Below are 18,937 nucleotides of genomic sequence, written 5' to 3' on the forward strand. Positions count from 1 at the left end.
CAATAAGTAATCGTTGTCGTGGGTCGGCCGGCGGCGCTCAGCTCATGGTCGCGAGCGCCAGCTTCACCGAGAAACCGATGAACAGGCCGCCCACGCTGCTCGCCGCGCCTGCCGCGAGCTTGCGGCGGCGGCGGAAATGCTCGGCGAGCCGCGCGCCCGCGAAGATCAGCGTGCTCAGGTACAGGAAGCTCGCGCATTGCGCGATTGCCCCGAGCACGACGAACGACAGCGCGGGATGCGGGAATGCCGGGTCGACGAACTGGATGAAGAACGAGATGAAGAACAGGATCGCCTTCGGATTCAGCAGGCTCACGATCAGCGCCTTGCGGAACGGACGTTCGCCGTCCACCGCCTGCGGCGCATCGACCGGTGCATCGCCGCGCGCGCGCAGCTTGCTCCACGCGCTGCGCAGCATCCCGGTGCCGATGTACAGCAAGTACGCGGCGCCGCCGTACTTGACGACGGAGAACAGCAGCGGGTTCGCCTTCAGCAGCGACGCGACGCCCGCGGCGGACAGCACCATCAGCACCGTATCGCCGACGAACACGCCGCAGGCCGCGCGATAGCCGGCCTTCACGCCGCGCTGCGCGGCGAGCGACAGCACGTACATCGAGTTCGGCCCCGGCAGCAGGATGATGAAGATCACGCCGAACACGTAGGTCCAGATATCCGTGATGCCGAGTGCGTGGCCGAACATGATGTGAATCTCCCGTCCTTCGGTTGCGTCAGTGACTTAGGCGTTGCGCTGCTTCGCCGCATCCATCAGCGCGGTGAAACGGTCGAACAGGTAGCCGATGTCGTGCGGGCCAGGCGACGCTTCCGGGTGGCCCTGGAAGCAGAACGCCGGCTTGTCGGTCAGCTCGAAACCCTGCAGCGTGCCGTCGAACAGCGACACGTGGGTCACGCGCGCATTGGCCGGCAGCGAATCGGCGTCCACCGCGAAGCCGTGGTTCTGCGACGTGATCACGACCCGGCCGTCGCCGAGGTCCTTCACCGGATGGTTCGCGCCGTGGTGGCCCGTCTTCATCTTGAGCGTCTTCGCGCCGACCGCGAGGCCCATGATCTGGTGGCCGAGGCAGATGCCGAAGGTCGGCACGCCGCGCTCGATGAATGCCTTCGTGGCCGCGATCGCGTAATCGCACGGCTCCGGATCGCCGGGGCCGTTCGACAGGAACACGCCGTCCGGATTCAGCGCGAGCGCATCTTCCGCGCTCGCCTGCGCCGGCAGCACCGTCACATGGCAGCCGCGCTCGGCCAGCATGCGCAGGATGTTGTACTTGACGCCGAAGTCGTACGCGACGACGCGGTACTTCGGCGCTTCCTGCATGCCGTAGCCGCCTTCGAGACGCCATTCCGTCTGCTTCCACTCGAACGGCTTGGTGGTCGACACGACCTTCGCGAGATCCATGCCGGCGAGGCCCGGGAACGAGCGCGCCAGCTCGATCGCCTTCGCTTCGTCGTCGGAGCCCGTCAGGATGCAGCCGTTCTGCGCGCCCTTGTCGCGCAGGATGCGGGTCAGCTTGCGGGTATCGATGCCGGCGATCGCGACGACGCCTTCGTCGCGCAGGTAGTCGCCGAGCGTGCGGTCCATGCGGAAGTTCGATGCGAGCGTCGGCAGATCGCGGATGATCAGGCCGGCGGCATGGACTTTCGTGGCTTCGACGTCCTCGGCGTTGACGCCGACGTTGCCGATATGCGGATAGGTGAGCGTGACGATCTGGCGCGAGTAGCTCGGATCAGTCAGGATTTCCTGATAGCCGGTGATCGCGGTATTGAACACGACTTCGCCGATCGTATGGCCTTCGGCCCCGATCGAATAACCACGAAAGACCGTGCCGTCGGCGAGTGCAAGCAAGGCGGGAGAAAAAGACGGCAACACGGGAGGCTCCTTGGGGAACACCCTGCTGCCGACCTGTTTACCCTGCCGCGCGAGCGCCGCGCTGCGTGGGCGCGCGTGGTCGCTAGCTGGACGCGGCCTGCGTTGTCGAGACGCGAACCCGGCGCGTGGCGCACGAGGCTTCGCGGCATCGCCCGGCAGGCGGCGTGCGGCGGATGAACGGGATGAATGAGGTAGGCGCTAGGGTGCGAGGTTGATCAGCACAAACTTTCAAATTATAGCCTGAAAATGGGCCTATCTTCAATCGATATGGCCGTCCGATCGTACGCGCGCCGCGCCCTGCCGCCCGGCGCGACGTGCTGCGGCCCTGTTTTCGCGGCCGCCCTGCCTGTCAGCGTACCGCCGGATCAGTGCGCTTGGCCAGCGCCGCGCGCGGGCCACACATACCAGACCGCGCTCGCGAGCTGCAGCGCGAGCAGCACGCCCCAGGCGGTGAAGTGCGCGGCGGCCGGATAACGGCCGTCGACCGCCGGCCAGTGCGACAGCACGGCGCCGACGCCGATCTGGAACGCGAAGATCAGCAGGAAGATCACGAGCGTGAGCGTCGTGTTCGCGCGGCCGATCAGATGAGCGGGAAAGTGGCCGGCCATCACCGCGTAGGTCAGGATACCCACGCCGCCGAACACTCCGTAGGCGGCCCACAGCACGGCGGGCGGCAACGGCACGCGCGCGACGATCGCGAATTGCGTCGCGACGAACAGCGCCATGCCGATGCCGCAGGTTGCGTAGACCGACACGCCGCGCCGCTCGAGCACGCGCGCCGTCGCGCCGAAGCCGACGCAGCCGGCCATCATCGCGAAGCCGAGCACCGACACGAGGCGCGCGGCATGCGGCGCATCGAACCCGCCGACATCGCGCAGATACGGGCCGACCCACAGCGACTGCATCGCATAGAACACGCCCTGCGTGACGACGGAGAACGACGCGATCTTCCAGAACGCGCGGCTGCTCAGGATGTGCCACGTGCCCTTGAACTGGCTGACGAGCCCGCCCTGATGGCGTGCCTGCTGCGCGTCGGGCGCGCCGAAGCCGATCGATGCCGCGACGACCACCGTCAGCACCGCGAGGCCGAAACAGATCGCGCGCCAGCTCGCCCAGCCGAGCAGCCAGGTCAGCGGCGAACCGACCATCACGCCGCCGAGGCCGCCCACGGCCATCACGAGGCCGTTGACGAGCGGCAGCCGGCCGACGGGGAAATGCTGCGCGAGCGCCTTGAACGCCGCGCCGAGACACACCGATACGCCAACGCCGATCAGCAGCCGGCCGACCATCATCGTGCCGATGCCGTGCGCCGCGCCGAACACGGCCGCGCCGGCCGCCGCAAACAGCAGCATGCCGGCCGTCACGCGGCGCGGGCCGAAGTGGTCGAGCATCACGCCGGCCGGAATCTGCGCCCCCGCGAAACCGAGGAAATAGAGGCTGGTGAGGAGACCGAGATCGGCGGCCGACAGGCCGAGCTCGTGCGTGACGAACGGCGCGAAGCCCAGATTGACGCCGCGGAACACATACGATACGAAATACCCGACCGAAAACAGCGCGAGCACCCTCACCTGCACCGACGACATCGCTCCCCCTTGCCCCATGAAGATGAAGACGCGCGACGTAGCGCCGCCCGCCGCGCACAAACGAAAACGCCGTCACCTCGGTGACGGCGTTTCGTCGAATTCGTCGGATGATAGCGCAATCGTGCCGGCCTGACCGGCCGCCACGCTAGCCGCGCTTACTTCTTCTTGCCCTTGTGCGCGGCGGTCTTGGCCGGCGCGGCTTTCGCGGGAGCGGCCTTCGCCGACTTCGCCGCCGGCCGGGCCGACGACTTGGCGGCGCCGCGCTTGCCGCCGTGCGACTTGCCGCCGACCGCCAGGCTCGCGCGCTCGATGTGCGCACCGCCCGTCGACGTCGCGATCCGCTCCGGACCGGGTTCCGCCGGCACCGAACGGCCGACCGGCACGTGCAGCACGAGCGCCTGCCCCGGCATCACGACATCGCGGTGCGTCCGGTTCCACGCCTTCAACTGGCCGACCGACACGCCGTAGCGGCCGGCGAGCGCAGCCATCGACTGCTTGCGACGCACGCGGATCAGCATCTTGCGCGTATCGGGGACGTCGGGCTCCATCGCGAGTGCGCCGTTTTCGGCGACGTCGGCGCTGATGTCCTCGTCGTCGTCATCGCCGCGCGGCACGACGATCGTCGAGCCCGGCTTCAGGCGCATGCCGGCCGGAATCTTGTTGACCGACATCAGCGTATCGGCGTCGACGCCGATCTTCTCGGCGATCGCAGCCGGACGCGCACGCTCGCTGACCGTATAGGTGGTCCACGACGACAACTGGCCGCTATAGGCTTTCAGGTTCTTCTCGAACGCGGACGCGTTGTCGAACGGCAGCAGGATCTGCGGCTCGGTCGCGCCGAGGATCACGGGCTTCGAGAACGACGGGTTCAGCGAGCGGAACTCGTCGAGCGGCAGGTTCGCGAGCTTCGCGGCCACCGCCACGTCGATGTCGCGCGACGTCGTGACCGTCACGAAATACGGGTGGTTCGGGATATCCGGCAGCGTCAGGCCGTACTGCTGCGGGCTCGCGATGATGTTCTTCACCGCCTGCAGCTTCGGCACGTAGTTGCGCGTCTCGTTCGGCATCCGCAGGCTCTGGTAGTCGGTCGGCAGGCCGGCCGCCTGGTTGCGCGCGATCGCACGCTGCACGTTGCCCTCGCCCCAGTTGTACGCGGCCAGCGCCAGATACCAGTCGCCGAACATGTCGTGCAGACGGGACAGGTAGTCGAGCGCGGCGCTCGTCGACGCGAGCACGTCGCGGCGCTCGTCCTGCCACATGTTGCGCTTCAGGTTGTACGTGCGGCCGGTGCCGGGCATGAACTGCCACATGCCGGCCGCCTTCGCGACCGACAGCGCCTGCGGGTTGTATGCGGACTCGATGAACGGCAGCAGCGCGAGCTCGGTCGGCATGTGACGCGCCTCGAGTTCCTCGACGATGTGATACAGGTACTTCTGCGAGCGCTCGGTCATGCGCTGCACGTAATCGGGACGCTGCGTATACCAGGTCGTCTGCATGTCGACGAGATCGCTCTGCAGATCGGGCATCTGGAAGCCGCGGCGGATGCGCGCCCAGAGATCGGAGTCTGCACTGGTCAGGTCGCCGACGGATTGCTTGTCGACGTCGACAGTTTCTTTGGCGGTGGCTGATTTACGGAGGTAGTTGGACGTCGCCTGCGAATCGGCGGCGTTGTTGGCGACAGGAGGCTGGCTCGCACAAGCGGCGAGTAGCAGCACCACCATCGCACTCAATATAAGTCGCATGAAAATCTCGGCTTCCGACGGCTGGAAATTGCAGGCGATACTACGGAAGTGCGTGCTTCACGTCAATAAAAACACCGAAAACTCAGCGAAATCCTACATTTGGAGCAATTTTTACAGACACCGCTTGAGCTTTGGAGTCCTCCGGAAAACGTCATCGGAACCGGTTTTTCCATTCGCGCATCAGCGTGAATGCCGCCAGACGATCCGTCACCGTTTCGTGCAGCTCGGCCTCGAGCGTCGCGTGGATCGCCGCGCTGTCGGCCCGCATGAACGGGTTAACGGCACGTTCGTGGGCGATCGTAGTGGGCAGCGTCGGCACGCCACGCGCACGCAGCGCCTGCGCGTCGTCGCGCCACGCGGCGAGCGCCGCATTGCCCGGCTCGCACGCGAGTGCGAAGCGGATGTTCGACAGCGTGTATTCGTGTGCGCAATGCACGCGGGTATCATCCGGCAGCGCCGCGAGCGCGTCGAGCGACGCGAGCATCTGCGCGGGCGTGCCTTCGAACAGGCGGCCGCAGCCACACGAGAACAGCGTGTCGCCGCAGAACACGTGCGGCACCGCGTTGCCGTGGCCGGCCGCGCCTTGGCCGGCCGCCTGAAAATACGCAATGTGGCCGCGCGTATGGCCCGGCACGTCGAGCACGTCGAATGCGACGGCCGGCGCGTCGAGCGTCACGCGATCGCCGCCCGACAGCGGCCGCGTGACCACGTCGATCGCTTCGGCGGCGGGGCCGTAAACGGTGAGCGGCGCATCGGCCGGTTGGCTATGCAGCAGCGCATCGACACCGCCGACGTGGTCGGCGTGGTGGTGCGTGAGTAAAATAGCGGTCAACCGCCAGCCTCGTTCGGCAAGAACCCGGCGTACGGGCGCGGCTTCACCCGGGTCGACGGCGATCGCATCGCGGCCGTCCGAGACGAGCCAGATATAGTTGTCTTCGAATGCCGGAACCGGCACGTATTCCAGCTCGTTCATAGGCGCGCAATCATCGTTATGTCTGACCGTCAAATTATAGACTGGCCCGCCTGGACCGACTCGCCGCCCGGCCGCTACGTGCTGGGCTGGGAGCAGGCGCAGCTCGACCGGATCGTATCCGACGTCTTCGGCTTCCACGCGCTGCAGCTCGGCCTGCCGCAGCTCGACGCGCTGCGCGAGAACCGCATGCCGTATCGCGGCCTCGTGCTCGACCCGGCGAGCGGCGCGAGCGCGCCGTACCAGTATCCGTGGGCGCGCGAAGCACACACGGCGGTCCACGCGCCCGCCGATCGCAGCACGACCTGGTGCGACCTGCTCGACCTGCCGTTCGAGTCGCAGAGCGTCGACCTGATCGTGATGCCGCACACGCTCGAATTCACGTCCGACCCGCACCGTCTGCTGCGCGAGGCCGAGCGCGTGCTGATGCCGGAAGGCCAGCTCGTGATCACCGGCTTCAATTCGCTGAGCCTGTGGGGCATGCGGCAGTCGTTCGGGCGCATGGCGAACCGCCCGTTCGTGCCGGCCACGCGCGACCAGATCGCGTTCATCCGGCTCAAGGACTGGATCAAGCTGCTCGGCTTCGACCTCGAACGCGGCCGCTTCGGCTGCTACCGGCCGCCGCTCGCCACCGACAAGTGGCTAGCCCGCTACGGCTTCATGGAGGCCGCCGGCGACCGCTGGTGGCCGATCTTCGGCGCCGTCTACATGGTGACGGCCGTCAAGCGCGTGCGCGGCATGCGCCTCGTCGGCCCGATCAAGATGAAGAAGCCCGTGCTCGCACCGGGCCTGACGCCGGCGGCCTCCCCGACCACCCACCAAGAACGTTCATGACAACCGACACCATCGACATCTATACCGACGGCGCCTGCAAGGGCAACCCCGGCCCCGGCGGCTGGGGCGCCCTGCTGCGCTACGGCAGCCAGGAAAAGGAACTGTTCGGCGGCGAGCCGAACACGACCAACAACCGCATGGAGCTGATGGGCGTGATCGCCGCGCTCGAAGCGCTGAAGCGGCCGTGCCGGGTGATCGTGCATACCGACTCGCAATACGTGCAGAAGGGCATCAGCGAGTGGATCCACGGGTGGAAGAAGAAAGGCTGGGTCACCGCAGCGAAGACGCCCGTGAAGAATGCCGACCTGTGGAAGCGGCTCGACGCGCTCGTCGCGCAGCACGAGATCGAGTGGCGCTGGGTCAGGGGTCACGCGGGCCATCCCGAAAACGAGCGCGCGGACGCGCTCGCGAATCGCGGCGTCGAATCGCTGGCCGCCTGAACCGCGGCCGCCCTCTCCTGTTTTTGTTGCTTTTCCCGATATGCGCCAGATCATTCTCGATACCGAAACCACCGGCCTGAACGCCCGCACGGGCGACCGCCTCATCGAAATCGGCTGCGTCGAGCTGCTGAACCGGCGGCTCACCGGCAACAACCTGCACTTCTACGTGAACCCCGAGCGCGACAGCGATCCGGGCGCACTGGCGGTGCACGGCCTCACGACCGAATTCTTGAGCGACAAGCCGAAATTCGCGGAAGTCGCCCACCAGATCCTCGACTTCGTGAAGGACGCCGAGCTGATCATCCACAACGCGCCGTTCGACCTGGGCTTCCTCGACGCCGAATTCGCGCGGCTCGGCCTGCCGCCGTTCACCGAGCATTGCGGCGGCGTGATCGACACGCTGGTGCAGGCCAAGCAGATGTTCCCCGGCAAGCGCAACTCGCTCGACGCGCTGTGCGACCGCTTCGGCATCAGCAACGCGCACCGCACGCTGCACGGCGCGCTGCTCGACTCGGAGCTGCTCGCCGAGGTGTATCTCGCGATGACGCGCGGCCAGGACAGCCTCGTGATCGACATGCTCGACGACGCGAGCGCCGACGGCGGCGCCGCGAACGGCAAGCGCGTGTCGCTCGCCGCGCTCGACCTGCCTGTAGTGGTCGCAAGCGACGACGAGTTGGCCGCGCACCAGGCTCAGCTCGACGAGCTCGACAAGTCGGTCAAGGGCACCTGCGTGTGGCGCCAGCCCGCCGACACGGATACCGCCGAAGCGGCCTGACGCACGCGCCCCGCGCCGCGGCCGCGCTTACGCGCGCGGCTGCAGCGCGATGACGGCCATCCCGCCGAGCGCGAGCACCGCGCCGGCCACGTCCCAGCGGGTCAGCGCGACGCCGTCGACCACCCGCAGCCAGACCAGCGCCACCGCGATGTACACGCCGCCGTACGCGGCATACGTGCGCCCCGCCGCACTGGGGTGCAGCGTCAGCAGCCACGCGAACAGCGCGAGCGACAGCGCGGCCGGCACCAGCAGCCAGGCCGGACGCCCGGCCTTCAGCACGAGCCACGGCAGATAACAGCCGACGATTTCGGCCAGCGCGGTAGCGGCGAACAGCGCCGCGATCCTGATCAGTTCGGTCATCCGGTTCCTCGCGAATTCAGCCCCGTCGCGACGGGCGGCACGGCCGCGCCGCGCGCCGCCGATCATACCCGAGCGGAGCGCGCCGGAGGCCCCGCCAGACGGGCGACTCCCGGCAATTTGCACGATCATCCGTCATCGTGCTATCATGTCGCCTGTTTCAACATTCAATCTCTGTCTTTTCGATTTTGAGAGAAGTCCGTCCGCACGCTGCGGGCCGGTGCCTCGATCGAAATTGCATCCACAGGAAAGCCCGCCCGACAGGCCCGCTTTTCTCGTTTCGCTGCCCCTCCGGGGCGTTGCCGGCACGCCGGACACCTCGTCCGCACCGGCATCCGCCGCCTGCATCACGCGGCCCATTCTTCATGAGCGCACTGTCGCGACGGCCCACCGGGCCCGCGTCGAAGCAGCCCCTTGCAGCCCGTTACTGCCCCCTGTGCAGTAAGTGCTTAATGGTCTGCCCCGACGCGCAGCACACGACGCCGCGCTCGCCGGCAAACCGTGTCGGACGGCCCGCCCGTTCCGGCGCTGTCAAAGGAGTGCATGACCTTGACCGCAACACACGTCAGCCCGACCGCTGTCTCTTCCCCCGCTTCGTCGTCCGGCGAGGCCCCGCTCGCCGCGGACGACATCACCGTCGTCGACCAGAGCCTGCTCAAGCGCGCCGTCAGCGCGATGGCCATCGGTAACGCGATGGAATGGTTCGACTTCGGCGTCTACAGCTATATCGCCGTCACGCTCGGCAAGGTGTTCTTCCCGTCCAGCAGCCCGTCCGCGCAGCTGCTCGCGACCTTCGGCACGTTCGCGGCCGCGTTCCTCGTGCGCCCGCTCGGCGGCATGGTGTTCGGCCCGCTCGGCGACCGCATCGGCCGCCAGCGCGTGCTCGCCGCGACGATGATCATGATGGCCGTCGGCACCTTCGCGATCGGCCTGATTCCGAGCTATGCGTCGATCGGCATCATGGCCCCGATCCTGTTGCTCGTCGCCCGCCTCGTGCAGGGCTTCTCGACCGGCGGCGAATACGGCGGCGCGGCGACCTTCATCGCCGAGTTCTCGACCGACAAGCGCCGTGGCTTCATGGGCAGCTTCCTCGAATTCGGCACGCTGATCGGCTATGTGCTGGGCGCGGGCGTCGTCGCGCTGCTCACCGCGTCGCTGTCGCAGGAAGCGCTGCTGTCGTGGGGCTGGCGCGTGCCGTTCCTGATCGCCGGCCCGCTCGGCCTGATCGGTCTCTACATCCGGATGAAGCTCGAGGAAACGCCGGCGTTCAAGCGCCAGGCCGAAGAGCGCGAAGCGCAGGACAAGGCCGTGCCGAAGGCGCGCTTCCGCGAAACGCTGCTGCGCAACTGGCGTGCACTGCTGCTGTGCGTGGGCCTCGTGCTGATCTTCAACGTGACCGACTACATGGTGCTGTCGTACCTGCCGAGCTTCATGTCGTCGACGCTGCACTTCGACGAATCGCACAGCCTCGTGCTGGTGCTGATCGTGATGGTGCTGATGATGCCGATGACGCTGTACGCCGGCCGCCTGTCGGACAAGGTCGGCCGCAAGCCGGTGATGCTCGCCGGCTGCGTGGGCCTGCTGGCGCTGTCGATCCCGTCGCTGATGCTGATCCATGCGGGCACCACCGCGTCGGTGTTCGGCGGTCTGCTGATCCTCGGCGTGCTGCTGTCGTGCTTCACCGGCGTGATGCCGTCGGCGCTGCCCGCGCTGTTCCCGACCGAGATCCGCTACGGCGCGCTCGCGATCGGCTTCAACGTGTCGGTGTCGCTGTTCGGCGGCACGACGCCGCTGGTCACCGCGTGGCTCGTCGACGTGACGCACAACCTGATGATGCCCGCGTACTACATGATGGGTGCCGCGTTGATCGGCATCGTGTCGGTCGTCGCACTCGCCGAAACCGCGCGCCAGCCGCTGAAGGGCTCGCCGCCCGCCGTCGCGACGCGCCGCGAAGCACACCAGCTCGCGCTCCAGTTGCGCGAGGAGGACGACGAACAGGAAATCTACGGCGTCGCGACTCCCGCCCGCGCGTGAGCGTCACCCCATGAAAAAGCCCCGGCCGAAGCCGGGGCTCGATCGAAACCGATCCGCCCGACCGGCTTGCGCCGGCCGGGCTTTTTTTCATCCTTCCGATGCGGATGCCTTCACGCGCGCGCTTCGCAATGGCGGCAGAAGATCAGCGCACGCGAGCGCGACACCGCCGCCTGGGCACCGCGCGTGGCCATGATCAACCCGACCTGGCCGAGATTGAAATCGCGCTCGACCATCAGTTGCGTCAGCGCGGCAAGCGGCAACACGACGGACGGGTGGTACAGGCTCGATTCGATCAGGGCTTTCATCATCGGCTCCATCTGGCAATGCGTGATTTGATGGAGTGGATTCTAGGGATCGGTCGGGTCCGGATAAACAGCGCGAATGCGAAGTCACTTGTCAGCCGTTGAGAACAATCGGCCGCGGCTTGCCGGACAAGGCTGCGCGGCCGCCGACAGCGGCATGCGACAGCCCGGCGCCCCGCTTCGAAGCCTAGACGAGCGGCGTGTCGACGAAGGCCGGCAGCGCTTCCGCCCGCGCGGAATGCGCGGCGAGCGCCGGATAACGGGCCGGATCGATCCGCGCGAGCACCGGATAATCGGCCGCCATGAACTGCGTGAAGCGCCACGCCACCGCGACGGTCACGTCCGACTGCAGCAATCGCGCGCCGCCGAACCAGCCGCGGGTGGCCGCGACCAGTGGTTCCAGCGCGCCGTATGCCCCTTCGAGCTGGCTCAGCACGCGATCGACCCACGGTTCGTGCTGCTTGTCCGACGGGCGCAGCGCCTGCTCGTAGACGACCTGCACGGTTTTCTCGGCCGCGGCCAGCGCGAACCCGATCGGCACCAGCGCGCGCAGCCGGGCCTCGACGGCGTCGGGCAGCAGGCGCCGCTCCGGCGCGGCCAGGTGGTCGAGATAGTCGACGATCAGCGACGAATCGAGCAGCGTCGCGCCGCCGTCGGTCACGAGCGTCGGCGCTTTGACGGCCGGGTTGAGCGTCCTGAACCGCTCGAGATGACGGAACACCGAGATCGACTCGTGTTCGAACGGCAGGTCGAGCAGCTTCGCCGAAATGGCGACGCGGCGCACGAACGGGGAATCCAGCATGCCGATCAGCTTCATCGCGAACGCTCCGCTTCGAGGGAATGGGACTGACGACTGTAGCAGCGGCGCGCGGCAATGCCTAGCGTGCCCGTGCGCTTGATGTGCATCAGCCGGCCGCGCACCGGGCTCCCGCTGCCCGGCCACTGTGACCATAATGGAGGTTCACGCTTCTTCCGCCCCAGGGTCCGCCATGTGGTATGCCGTCGTCGAGCAGCAGCGGGAATGGATGCGCGCATGGCGCGCGGCGACGCGCTACGCGTTCGACGCATGGCCCGCGGCGTCGCTGCCGCACGCCGCGTCATCGTGCTACGACGACCTGTTCGAACCGCTGCTCGGGCCGCAGGCCGCGCCGCCGGGCTTCGACCTCGCGTGGCCTGCCGTCAGCGAGCAGATCGTCGCGCACACCCCGTTTTGCGACCTGCGGCGCTTCGCGCACGCCGATGCGCACCGCACGGTGCTGCTGTGCGCGCCGCTCGTCGGGCACGCGGCCGTGATGATGCGCGAAACCGCCGAAACGCTGCTCGCCGATGGCGACGTCTGCGTGACCGACTGGCGCAATGCGCGCGACGTGCCGCTCGCGGCAGGCCGTTTCGGGCTCGACGAATACGTCGCGATGCTCGACGGCTTCGTCAGCACCCTCCAGCACGACGATCGGCCGCTACACGTCGTCGCCGTATGCCAGGCGACCGTACCGGCACTCGGCGCACTCGCGCTGCGCGCCGCGCGCGGCCTTGCGCCGCCCGCGAGTATCACGCTGATCGGCGGTCCGATCGATGCCCGCCTGAATCCGAGCGCGCTCGGCGCCGCGGCCGCCGCCCATTCGCTCGACTGGTGCCGGCGCCACCTGATCGACATCGTGCCGCCCGGCTTCGCGGGGCACGGCCGCCACGTGTTTCCGACCTATCTGCAACAGGGCGAGATCGCGCTCCTGTATCCGCAACGCTTCCTGACGCTGATCGAGACCTACGCGCTGGCGGCTTCCCGCTTCGACATGACCGGGCTTGCCGACGCGCGGCGTGCGCTGCGCGAATACACGGCGCTGCTCGACATGCCGGCCGACTATTTTCTCGACACGGTCGACGTCGTGTTCCAGCGCATGTTGCTCGCGACCGGTGCGTGGCGCGTGCACGGCCGGCGCGTCGACCCGGCGGCGCTGCGCGACGTCGCGCTGCTGACCGTCGAAGGCGCCCGCGACGCGGTTACCGGCGCCGGCCAGACGCATGCGGCGCTCGAGCTGTGCAGCGACCTGTCGACCGACGAGCGCCATCGCGTCGACATCGACGATTGCGATCACTACGGGTTGTTTACGGGGCCGCGCTGGCACGGCAACGTCCATCCGGCGCTGCAGCGCGTGTTCGCGGCGGCGGAAGCCGCCCGACCGAGCCCACGCCGGACCGGGCGAAACTGATGGCGCGTCAGGGACGGGCCGCGTCGAGCAGCGCGCGCACCTCGTCGTCGCTCGTCTGCTCGAAGCGCGCGTAGAACTGGCTGATCCCGAAGAACCGCAGCGGCTGCGACACCGTGACGAACGCGTCGGCCAGCCCGTCGAACACATGCGCCGCGCCCGCCGGCGCGACCGGCACCGCCGCGACGATGCGCGCCGGGTGGCGCTCGCGCAGCGCCTGCAGCGCGACGCGCATCGATGCGCCGGTCGCGACGCCGTCGTCGACGACGATCGCGATGCGTCCGTCCACCGCCAGCGGCGGCACCGCGCCGCGGTACAGCGCTTCGCGGCGTTGCAGTTCGGCCGTCTCGCGCGCGATCACGTCGGCGAGTTGCGCATCGGATACGTCCATCGCGCGGATCACCGACCGTTGCAGATGCGTCGCGCCGCCCGTCGCGATCGCGCCCATCGCGAGCTCGGGATCGAACGGCACGCCGAGCTTGCGCACGACCAGCACGTCGAGCGGCGCGCGCAGCGCGCATGCGACCGGATACGCGACGGGCACGCCGCCGCGCGGCAACGCGAGCACGACGACATCGCTTCGCCCCGCGTATTCGCGCAACGCATCGGCCAGTTGGCGGCCGGCATCGGCGCGATCGGCAAAACTGCTTTCGGTCACGATCGGCTCCCTGCCGTTGCACCGGACGAGCGAAAGCCGCGTCGGCGCCTGTCAACGAGGATGGTTCATCGGTCGCACCGATGCAAGCAGGGTCATACCGGCGCACGGGGCGCCGCAGGAAAGGGTCAGAGGCCGCCGGCCTGCCGGTACAGCCGCCAGAACGACTGCGCGTAGGACTGCGCGAGTTCGGGCGCGCGCCGGAACACGTTCACCGTGTCGGCCTGCGCGGCCGCGCCGTCGGACAGCGTCGTCAGCGCGACGCTGTCGTCGACGATCAAGAAGCGCGACGCGGGGCCGCCATGCCGCGAATCGATCGCGACGTCGATACCGGCGGATTTGAGATAACCGGCGCCGCTGTACTTCCCCGCGCGCGGCGGGCGCACCAGCACGACGCGCACCTCGATCCCCCGCGCGCGGGCCGCGCGCAGCGCGCTCGCGACAGCCGGCGGCACCTGCGCATAGCCGGCCAGCAGCACGCGGCGCTGGGCCTGTTCGATCAGATCGACGGTCGCGTCGGCCGCCGCGTTGTCATACGAAAAGTACGTGCCGACCGATGCAGCGTCGGACGGAATCTGGCTGGCGTGGACGCTCGTCGCGCAGCAAAGCGCGGCGAGAAAGAAGGCGGCTGGTCTCATGGCGGGCGCCATTGTAGCGGCGCCAATTCGCGTGACAAGGGGCGGCTGCGACGCTGCTGCGCCGGCGCAACACACCGGGCAAAACAAGGGCGCGGCGACCGGGTTTCACGCCGGTTTCACCCCCTCGATCAGCCGGCTGCGACGCGCGCGAGCCAACTCGTCACGCCGTCGACCGAACGGAAATCCGCGAGGCTGCGCGCCGGCAACGCGGGATACGCGCCGCCCGCCATCTCGGCCAGCGCGCGCCCCGGGCCGAGTTCGAGAAACGCGGTGGCGCCGGCCTCCACGCACGCGGCGAGGCAGGCTGCCCACTCGACCGGCTCCGCGATCTGCCGCGCGAGCTTGTCGAGGCCCGTATCGACATCGAGCACCGACGCGCCGTCGATTCCCGAGAACAGCCGCGTGCCGGGCAGCGGCCGGCGCACGCGCGTCGCGGCCAGCGTCGCGCGGAATGCCGGCACGGCGGCGGCCAGCCGACGCGTGTGCGACGCGATCCGCACGCAGACGGGCGCGACGCGCAGCGCGCCGGCGCGCTGCGCGTCGTCGGCCACGGCATCGACATCGACATGCCGCCCGGCGACCACGAACGCATCGCCGGGGTTCGCGATCGCGATGGCCGCGTCGCGACCGTCGCACAACTGCGCCAGTTGCACGCGCGTCAGGCCGCGCACGAACACCATCCGCTCGTCGCCGCTGCTCGCGGCATCCATCGCGCGCGCCCGCGCATCGGCCAGGTCGAGCGCGTCGTGCGGCCCGATCATCCCCGCGACGCTCCACGAGCCGACCTCGCCGACGCTGTAGCCGGCGACACAGCGTCGGCGCGGCCACACCGCGTCGAGCAGCGCGGCCGCCGCGAGCGCCTGGACCGTGCAGAGGATCTGCGCTGCACGGTTTTCCCGCAGCGCATCGGGCCCGGCCTGCCGGACCCACGTGCGCGGATCGTCGCCGAGCAGCCGGCCCGCATGCGCGAACAGTGCATCGGCCTGCGGCGCCGACCCGGTGAGGTCGAACATGTCGGCGCGCTGCGCGCCTTGCCCCGAGCACAGGATGGCCAGCGTCATCGCGCGTCCCGTTCGGTTTCGAGCGCATCGACGAACACGCTCATCGCGAGCAGGTCGGCCGCCCCGCCCGGGCTCAGCCGGCGCGCCACGAACGCACGATGCGCGGCCGTCGCGCGCAGCCGCCAGTCGCGCGCCCGCACGCCGCCGCGCGCGACGAATGCACGGGCAGTCGCGCGGGCGAAATCGAGGCCGTCCTGCCCGCCCCGGTGCAGCAGATTCGTGTCGTCGAGCGCGGCGATCAGCGCGAAACACGCGGCGACCCGCGCGGCTTCCGGATCGTCCGGCAGGTCGCGCCGGGCGCGGCGCAGCGCCGGCAATCCGACCGCGTACACGGTCGGAAAGCCGTCGGCCGCCTCACGACGCGCACCGCCGACACCGTAGCGCCGGCTCGCGCGCTCGCCGTGGCTGTCCGGCAAACGCGGGCCGCCGAGGATCTCGACGCCCCACCGGCGCGACACGAACGCGCCAAGCGTCGTCCCGGCCGGCACCGCGCCCGGCATCGCGCGCCGGCCGGCGGCCGCGCACAGCAGCCCGAGCCCGAAGATCGCGCCGCGATGCGTATTGACGCCGCCGGTCGCGGCGAGCATCGCGTGCTCGGCGCGCAGGCCGATCTTCCGCAGCACGGCCATGTCGGCGTCGCGCGCACCCGCGTCGGCGAGTTCCGCGAAGTACGGCTGCAGCACGGCGGCGCTGCGCGCGAACGTCGCGGCATCCATGTCCGTGTGACTGCCGGTGTCGACGTGGCTGACGAGGCCCGGCTTCGGATAGGTGTCGATCTCGAGCACGAGGCTGCGCTCGGCCAGCGCCGCGATGCGTTCGGCATCGGACGGCGCCGCTACGCGGCAGGCAGCCCGTGCGGTCATCGCGGGCCTCCGGTGAAGGCGTCGGCGCGCATCAATTCGACCGCAATCGCGGTCTTCACCGCGACTTCGGGCAACCGCGCGTGCAGTTCGCGCCAGTTGACGCCCGCGCCGTCGGCGCGCAGCAGTTCGCCGTCGATGCGCATCGGTGCGCGCGCGTCGATCGCCGCGAGGCCGTCGAGCAACGGGGCGAGCGATGCGGGATCCGGCAGCCGAAACACGATATCGAGATCGGACGAGGCGCCGAGGTAAGGCTCGCCCGTCAGCGCCTGCCAGGCGAGGCTGCCGAACACGCGACCCTGCACGCCGCAGCGTGCGCCGAGCGCCGCGAGCTCGTGCAGCGGCGCATGCCATGCCGCGGGCGCGGCGGCGAGTACGTCCGTCAAGGTCGGCAGCGGGCCGATCGTCGCGAGCGCGTCGGCGGCCACGTTCAGCGCGATGCGCCGCTTGCCCGCCGACGGCGGCAACGGCAGGCCGAGCGGCACGCGGCCGGCATCGGCTTCATCCGGCGACGCGCGACGCACGATCAGCGGCCAGCCGCGTTCGGCCCATGCACGCACGAGCGGATCACCGGCGAGCGCGGGGTCGCGGGCGAATGCCGCGCCCCACCCGGCCGCCGTCAGCGTGACGAGCGTGTGGCGGCGCAGCGGCAGCTCAGCGTGCGGCACGCGCGAGTGCCTCGACGCGGGCGGCGACGTCGGTCGCGACCGGCCGGCCGCGCGCCGCGCGCCGGTCGATGCGCTCGGCCGGCTTGCCGAGCCATTCGCCGACCTGCGCGTCGAGCGCGCGGGACGGATCGAGCACGGCGTCGACGGCGCCCATCTTCACGAGGTTGTCGAGCCCCGGCGCGAATACCGGTGTCGAACGCGCCATCTCCTTCAGCACGTCGATCGGCAGCTTGGTCACGCGCGACATCGACGGCAGGTCCATCACCTCCGGCTCGGCGCCCGGCACCGCGAGCAGCGTGCGCGTCGCGAGCGCGGTCGCGATGAACGCGCCGGCGGCCGTGTGGCCGTACAGCACGCCGATCGTCCGGTGCCCGGCGAGATCCGCATGCATCAGGCACTTCGCGAGATGCGACAGCCCTTCGTTCAGGCCGAGCAGTTCGTCGCGCTTGCTCATCCGCTGGCTGTCGCTGTCGACCAGCACGAGGATCGGCGTGTCGCCGCCACGCGCGATCGTGTCGAGCACGCACGACGCGAGCGTCAGCGCCTCGTCGATGCCGAACGGCAGGCGGTCGGCCACGCCGATCACGTCGACGCGCGTGCCGGCCAATGCCGCGTGGCCCGTCAGCAAGCCGCCATTGCGCGCAATCGAATGGCCGGCGGGAAACAGCGAGTTCAGTACTTCATCGAGCGTCATGCTGGGGCTCCTGCAGTTGATCGGCCAGCTTCGCGAATTCATCGTCGGACATTCCGGGAATCGCTTCCGGCCGATCGGCCCCGAGCGCACGCCACACGTCGAGCGCATCGTTGCAGCCGCCGAACCGTTCGACCCGCGCTTCGAGACGTGCCTGTTCCGCGCGCAGCATCGCCGCATCGAACGGCGGCGCGCGGCCGATCAGATCGAGCGCGGCCGCGCGAAACGCGTCCGGCGTATCGGCCACGTAGCGATCGGCGCCGCCGATCAAGCGCCGATGCTTGCCACCCATCGTGCGCCAGATCAGCGCGCGATCCTTCGAGTCGAATTCCTCGACGCCGCGATTGGTCTCGATCACTTCGGGACCCGACACGCTGATGCGCCCCTGCTCCGACACCACGAGCGCCGAACAGCACGCGGCGAGCAATCCGCCGCCGCCGTAGCAGCCCGCGCGCCCGCCGATCAGCCCGATCACCGGCACGCCGGCGGCCCGCGCGTCGACGAGCGCGCGCATGATCTCGGCGATCGCGAGCTCGCCCGCATTCGCTTCCTGCAACCGCACGCCGCCCGTATCGAACAGGATCAGCACCGGCTTGCCGACTTCGCGCGCGGCGCGCAGCAACCCGGTGAGTTTCGCGCCGTGCACTTCGCCGAACGCGCCGCCCATGAAACGGCCCTCCTGCGCGGCGACGAACACGGGCCGGCCGTCGAGCCGGCCGTGCCCGACCACCATCCCGTCGTCGAACTGCTGCGGCAGCGCGAACAGCGGCAGGTGCGGGCTCGTCACGCGCTCGGCCGGCCCGAGGAACTCCGTGAAACTGCCTGCGTCGAGCAGCCCGTCGATGCGCTGTCGCGCCGACGCTTCGTACCAGCTCGCCGCGTTTGCGACGAACGCCGGTGCGTCGTGGATCACGTCGTTCGTCATGCGTCCCCCTCGATCGCGCGCACGGCCTGCGCGAGCCGCAGCGACACCATGTCGGGCCGCGCGCCGCCGTCGTTGATCGACAGCTTCAGGCCGCCCGGCGTACGCCGTTCGACGAAATCCGATACGACCGCCTGCCAGACCGCGCCGAAACCGACGGCCGCGGTGCGGATGTCGATCTCGCATTCGTTGCCCGGCAGCACGCGCTCGACGAGCACCTCGAGATTGCCGGACGCGACCACGCCGACGAGCGCCGCGGCCTGCTCGCCCTTCGCGCGTTCGCGCGCGGTGAAGCGATAGTTCAACTGTTCCATGCCCTCTT

21 protein-coding genes are annotated in these 18,937 nt (G+C 69.4%); 5 read left to right on the forward strand and 16 right to left on the reverse strand.

Going from position 1 to position 18,937, the window contains the following annotated elements; all coding sequences use genetic code 11:
* Positions 1 to 37 precede the first annotated feature (37 nt).
* From leuE to gloB, 5 genes are all read right to left on the reverse strand, one after another.
* Positions 38 to 697 (reverse strand): leucine efflux protein LeuE, encoded by a 660-nt coding sequence (gene leuE, locus DTA15_RS28855; RefSeq protein ID WP_006490589.1) that lies wholly within the window; start codon positions 695 to 697, stop codon positions 38 to 40.
* Between the two features lie 36 nt (positions 698 to 733).
* Complete coding sequence (gene carA, locus DTA15_RS28860) at positions 734 to 1,879, reverse strand: glutamine-hydrolyzing carbamoyl-phosphate synthase small subunit (protein ID WP_006490550.1); 1,146 nt, start codon at positions 1,877 to 1,879, stop codon at positions 734 to 736.
* A 365-nt stretch (positions 1,880 to 2,244) separates the two neighbouring features.
* Complete coding sequence (locus tag DTA15_RS28870) at positions 2,245 to 3,462, reverse strand: MFS transporter (protein ID WP_006490602.1); 1,218 nt, start codon at positions 3,460 to 3,462, stop codon at positions 2,245 to 2,247.
* Positions 3,463 to 3,617: 155 nt separating this feature from the next.
* A complete protein-coding gene (locus DTA15_RS28875) occupies positions 3,618 to 5,204 on the reverse strand; it encodes a transglycosylase SLT domain-containing protein (RefSeq protein ID WP_012492491.1) in 1,587 nt (528 codons plus the stop codon).
* 151 nt (positions 5,205 to 5,355) lie between these two features.
* Entirely contained in the window at positions 5,356 to 6,177 is an 822-nt protein-coding gene (gene gloB / locus DTA15_RS28880) for a hydroxyacylglutathione hydrolase (RefSeq protein ID WP_006490521.1), read from the reverse strand.
* An 18-nt stretch (positions 6,178 to 6,195) separates the two neighbouring features.
* Between gloB and DTA15_RS28885 the strand changes: the two genes are divergently transcribed.
* From DTA15_RS28885 to dnaQ, 3 genes are read left to right on the forward strand one after another with little or no spacing between them, the layout of a single operon-like run.
* Entirely contained in the window at positions 6,196 to 7,008 is an 813-nt protein-coding gene (locus tag DTA15_RS28885) for a class I SAM-dependent methyltransferase (protein ID WP_006490597.1), read from the forward strand.
* Entirely contained in the window at positions 7,005 to 7,448 is a 444-nt protein-coding gene (rnhA, locus tag DTA15_RS28890) for a ribonuclease HI (protein ID WP_006490549.1), read from the forward strand. Before DTA15_RS28885 ends, rnhA begins: the two co-directional genes overlap by 4 nt.
* A 40-nt stretch (positions 7,449 to 7,488) precedes the next feature.
* A complete protein-coding gene (gene dnaQ, locus DTA15_RS28895) occupies positions 7,489 to 8,223 on the forward strand; it encodes a DNA polymerase III subunit epsilon (RefSeq protein ID WP_006490614.1) in 735 nt (244 codons plus the stop codon).
* 27 nt (positions 8,224 to 8,250) lie between these two features.
* Here dnaQ and DTA15_RS28900 read toward each other — a convergent pair whose 3' ends face one another.
* Positions 8,251 to 8,583: a YnfA family protein gene (locus DTA15_RS28900; RefSeq protein ID WP_034200763.1), complete on the reverse strand. Its 333-nt coding sequence runs from the start codon at positions 8,581 to 8,583 to the stop codon at positions 8,251 to 8,253.
* Positions 8,584 to 9,123: 540 nt separating this feature from the next.
* Here DTA15_RS28900 and proP point away from each other — a divergent pair.
* On the forward strand, positions 9,124 to 10,614 hold the full coding sequence (gene proP / locus DTA15_RS28910) for a glycine betaine/L-proline transporter ProP (protein ID WP_006491321.1): 1,491 nt from the start codon (positions 9,124 to 9,126) through the stop codon (positions 10,612 to 10,614).
* A 110-nt stretch (positions 10,615 to 10,724) separates the two neighbouring features.
* On the opposite strand, the gene DTA15_RS28915 is transcribed toward proP, so the two are convergent.
* Together DTA15_RS28915 and DTA15_RS28920 are read right to left on the reverse strand one after the other, a co-directional pair.
* Positions 10,725 to 10,931 carry a hypothetical protein gene (locus tag DTA15_RS28915; RefSeq protein WP_006491323.1) on the reverse strand — a complete coding sequence of 69 codons (207 nt, stop codon included), beginning with the start codon at positions 10,929 to 10,931 and terminating at the stop codon, positions 10,725 to 10,727.
* A gap of 172 nt (positions 10,932 to 11,103) precedes the next feature.
* Positions 11,104 to 11,733, reverse strand: a complete 630-nt coding sequence (locus tag DTA15_RS28920; protein ID WP_006491322.1) for a glutathione S-transferase family protein — start codon at positions 11,731 to 11,733, stop codon at positions 11,104 to 11,106.
* 172 nt (positions 11,734 to 11,905) lie between these two features.
* On the opposite strand from DTA15_RS28920, the gene DTA15_RS28925 reads away from it, so the two are divergent.
* Positions 11,906 to 13,123, forward strand: a complete 1,218-nt coding sequence (locus tag DTA15_RS28925) for a polyhydroxyalkanoate depolymerase (RefSeq protein WP_006491320.1) — start codon at positions 11,906 to 11,908, stop codon at positions 13,121 to 13,123.
* A 7-nt stretch (positions 13,124 to 13,130) separates the two neighbouring features.
* Here DTA15_RS28925 and DTA15_RS28930 read toward each other — a convergent pair whose 3' ends face one another.
* The 8 genes from DTA15_RS28930 to mdcC form a co-directional block, all read right to left on the reverse strand.
* A complete protein-coding gene (locus tag DTA15_RS28930; RefSeq protein WP_006491317.1) occupies positions 13,131 to 13,778 on the reverse strand; it encodes a phosphoribosyltransferase in 648 nt (215 codons plus the stop codon).
* Between the two features lie 125 nt (positions 13,779 to 13,903).
* Complete coding sequence (locus DTA15_RS28935; protein ID WP_034178402.1) at positions 13,904 to 14,425, reverse strand: phospholipase D-like domain-containing protein; 522 nt, start codon at positions 14,423 to 14,425, stop codon at positions 13,904 to 13,906.
* Between the two features lie 116 nt (positions 14,426 to 14,541).
* On the reverse strand, positions 14,542 to 15,474 hold the full coding sequence (locus tag DTA15_RS28940; protein ID WP_006493332.1) for an acyltransferase domain-containing protein: 933 nt from the start codon (positions 15,472 to 15,474) through the stop codon (positions 14,542 to 14,544).
* Entirely contained in the window at positions 15,471 to 16,337 is an 867-nt protein-coding gene (mdcB, locus tag DTA15_RS28945) for a triphosphoribosyl-dephospho-CoA synthase MdcB (protein WP_006493333.1), read from the reverse strand. Before mdcB ends, DTA15_RS28940 begins: the two co-directional genes overlap by 4 nt.
* Positions 16,334 to 17,002, reverse strand: a complete 669-nt coding sequence (gene mdcG, locus DTA15_RS28950) for a malonate decarboxylase holo-[acyl-carrier-protein] synthase (RefSeq protein ID WP_006485312.1) — start codon at positions 17,000 to 17,002, stop codon at positions 16,334 to 16,336. Before mdcG ends, mdcB begins: the two co-directional genes overlap by 4 nt.
* Entirely contained in the window at positions 16,989 to 17,696 is a 708-nt protein-coding gene (gene mdcE, locus DTA15_RS28955; protein ID WP_006485321.1) for a biotin-independent malonate decarboxylase subunit gamma, read from the reverse strand. Before mdcE ends, mdcG begins: the two co-directional genes overlap by 14 nt.
* Positions 17,683 to 18,618: a biotin-independent malonate decarboxylase subunit beta gene (locus DTA15_RS28960; protein WP_006485318.1), complete on the reverse strand. Its 936-nt coding sequence runs from the start codon at positions 18,616 to 18,618 to the stop codon at positions 17,683 to 17,685. Before DTA15_RS28960 ends, mdcE begins: the two co-directional genes overlap by 14 nt.
* Positions 18,615 to 18,929: a malonate decarboxylase acyl carrier protein gene (mdcC, locus tag DTA15_RS28965; RefSeq protein ID WP_006485317.1), complete on the reverse strand. Its 315-nt coding sequence runs from the start codon at positions 18,927 to 18,929 to the stop codon at positions 18,615 to 18,617. The genes DTA15_RS28960 and mdcC overlap by 4 nt, the downstream gene beginning before the upstream one ends.
* Between the last annotated feature and the right edge of the window lie 8 nt (positions 18,930 to 18,937).

It is taken from the genome of Burkholderia cenocepacia, assembly GCF_900446215.1.
In the GTDB taxonomy this organism is placed as follows: Bacteria; Pseudomonadota; Gammaproteobacteria; order Burkholderiales; family Burkholderiaceae; genus Burkholderia; species Burkholderia cenocepacia.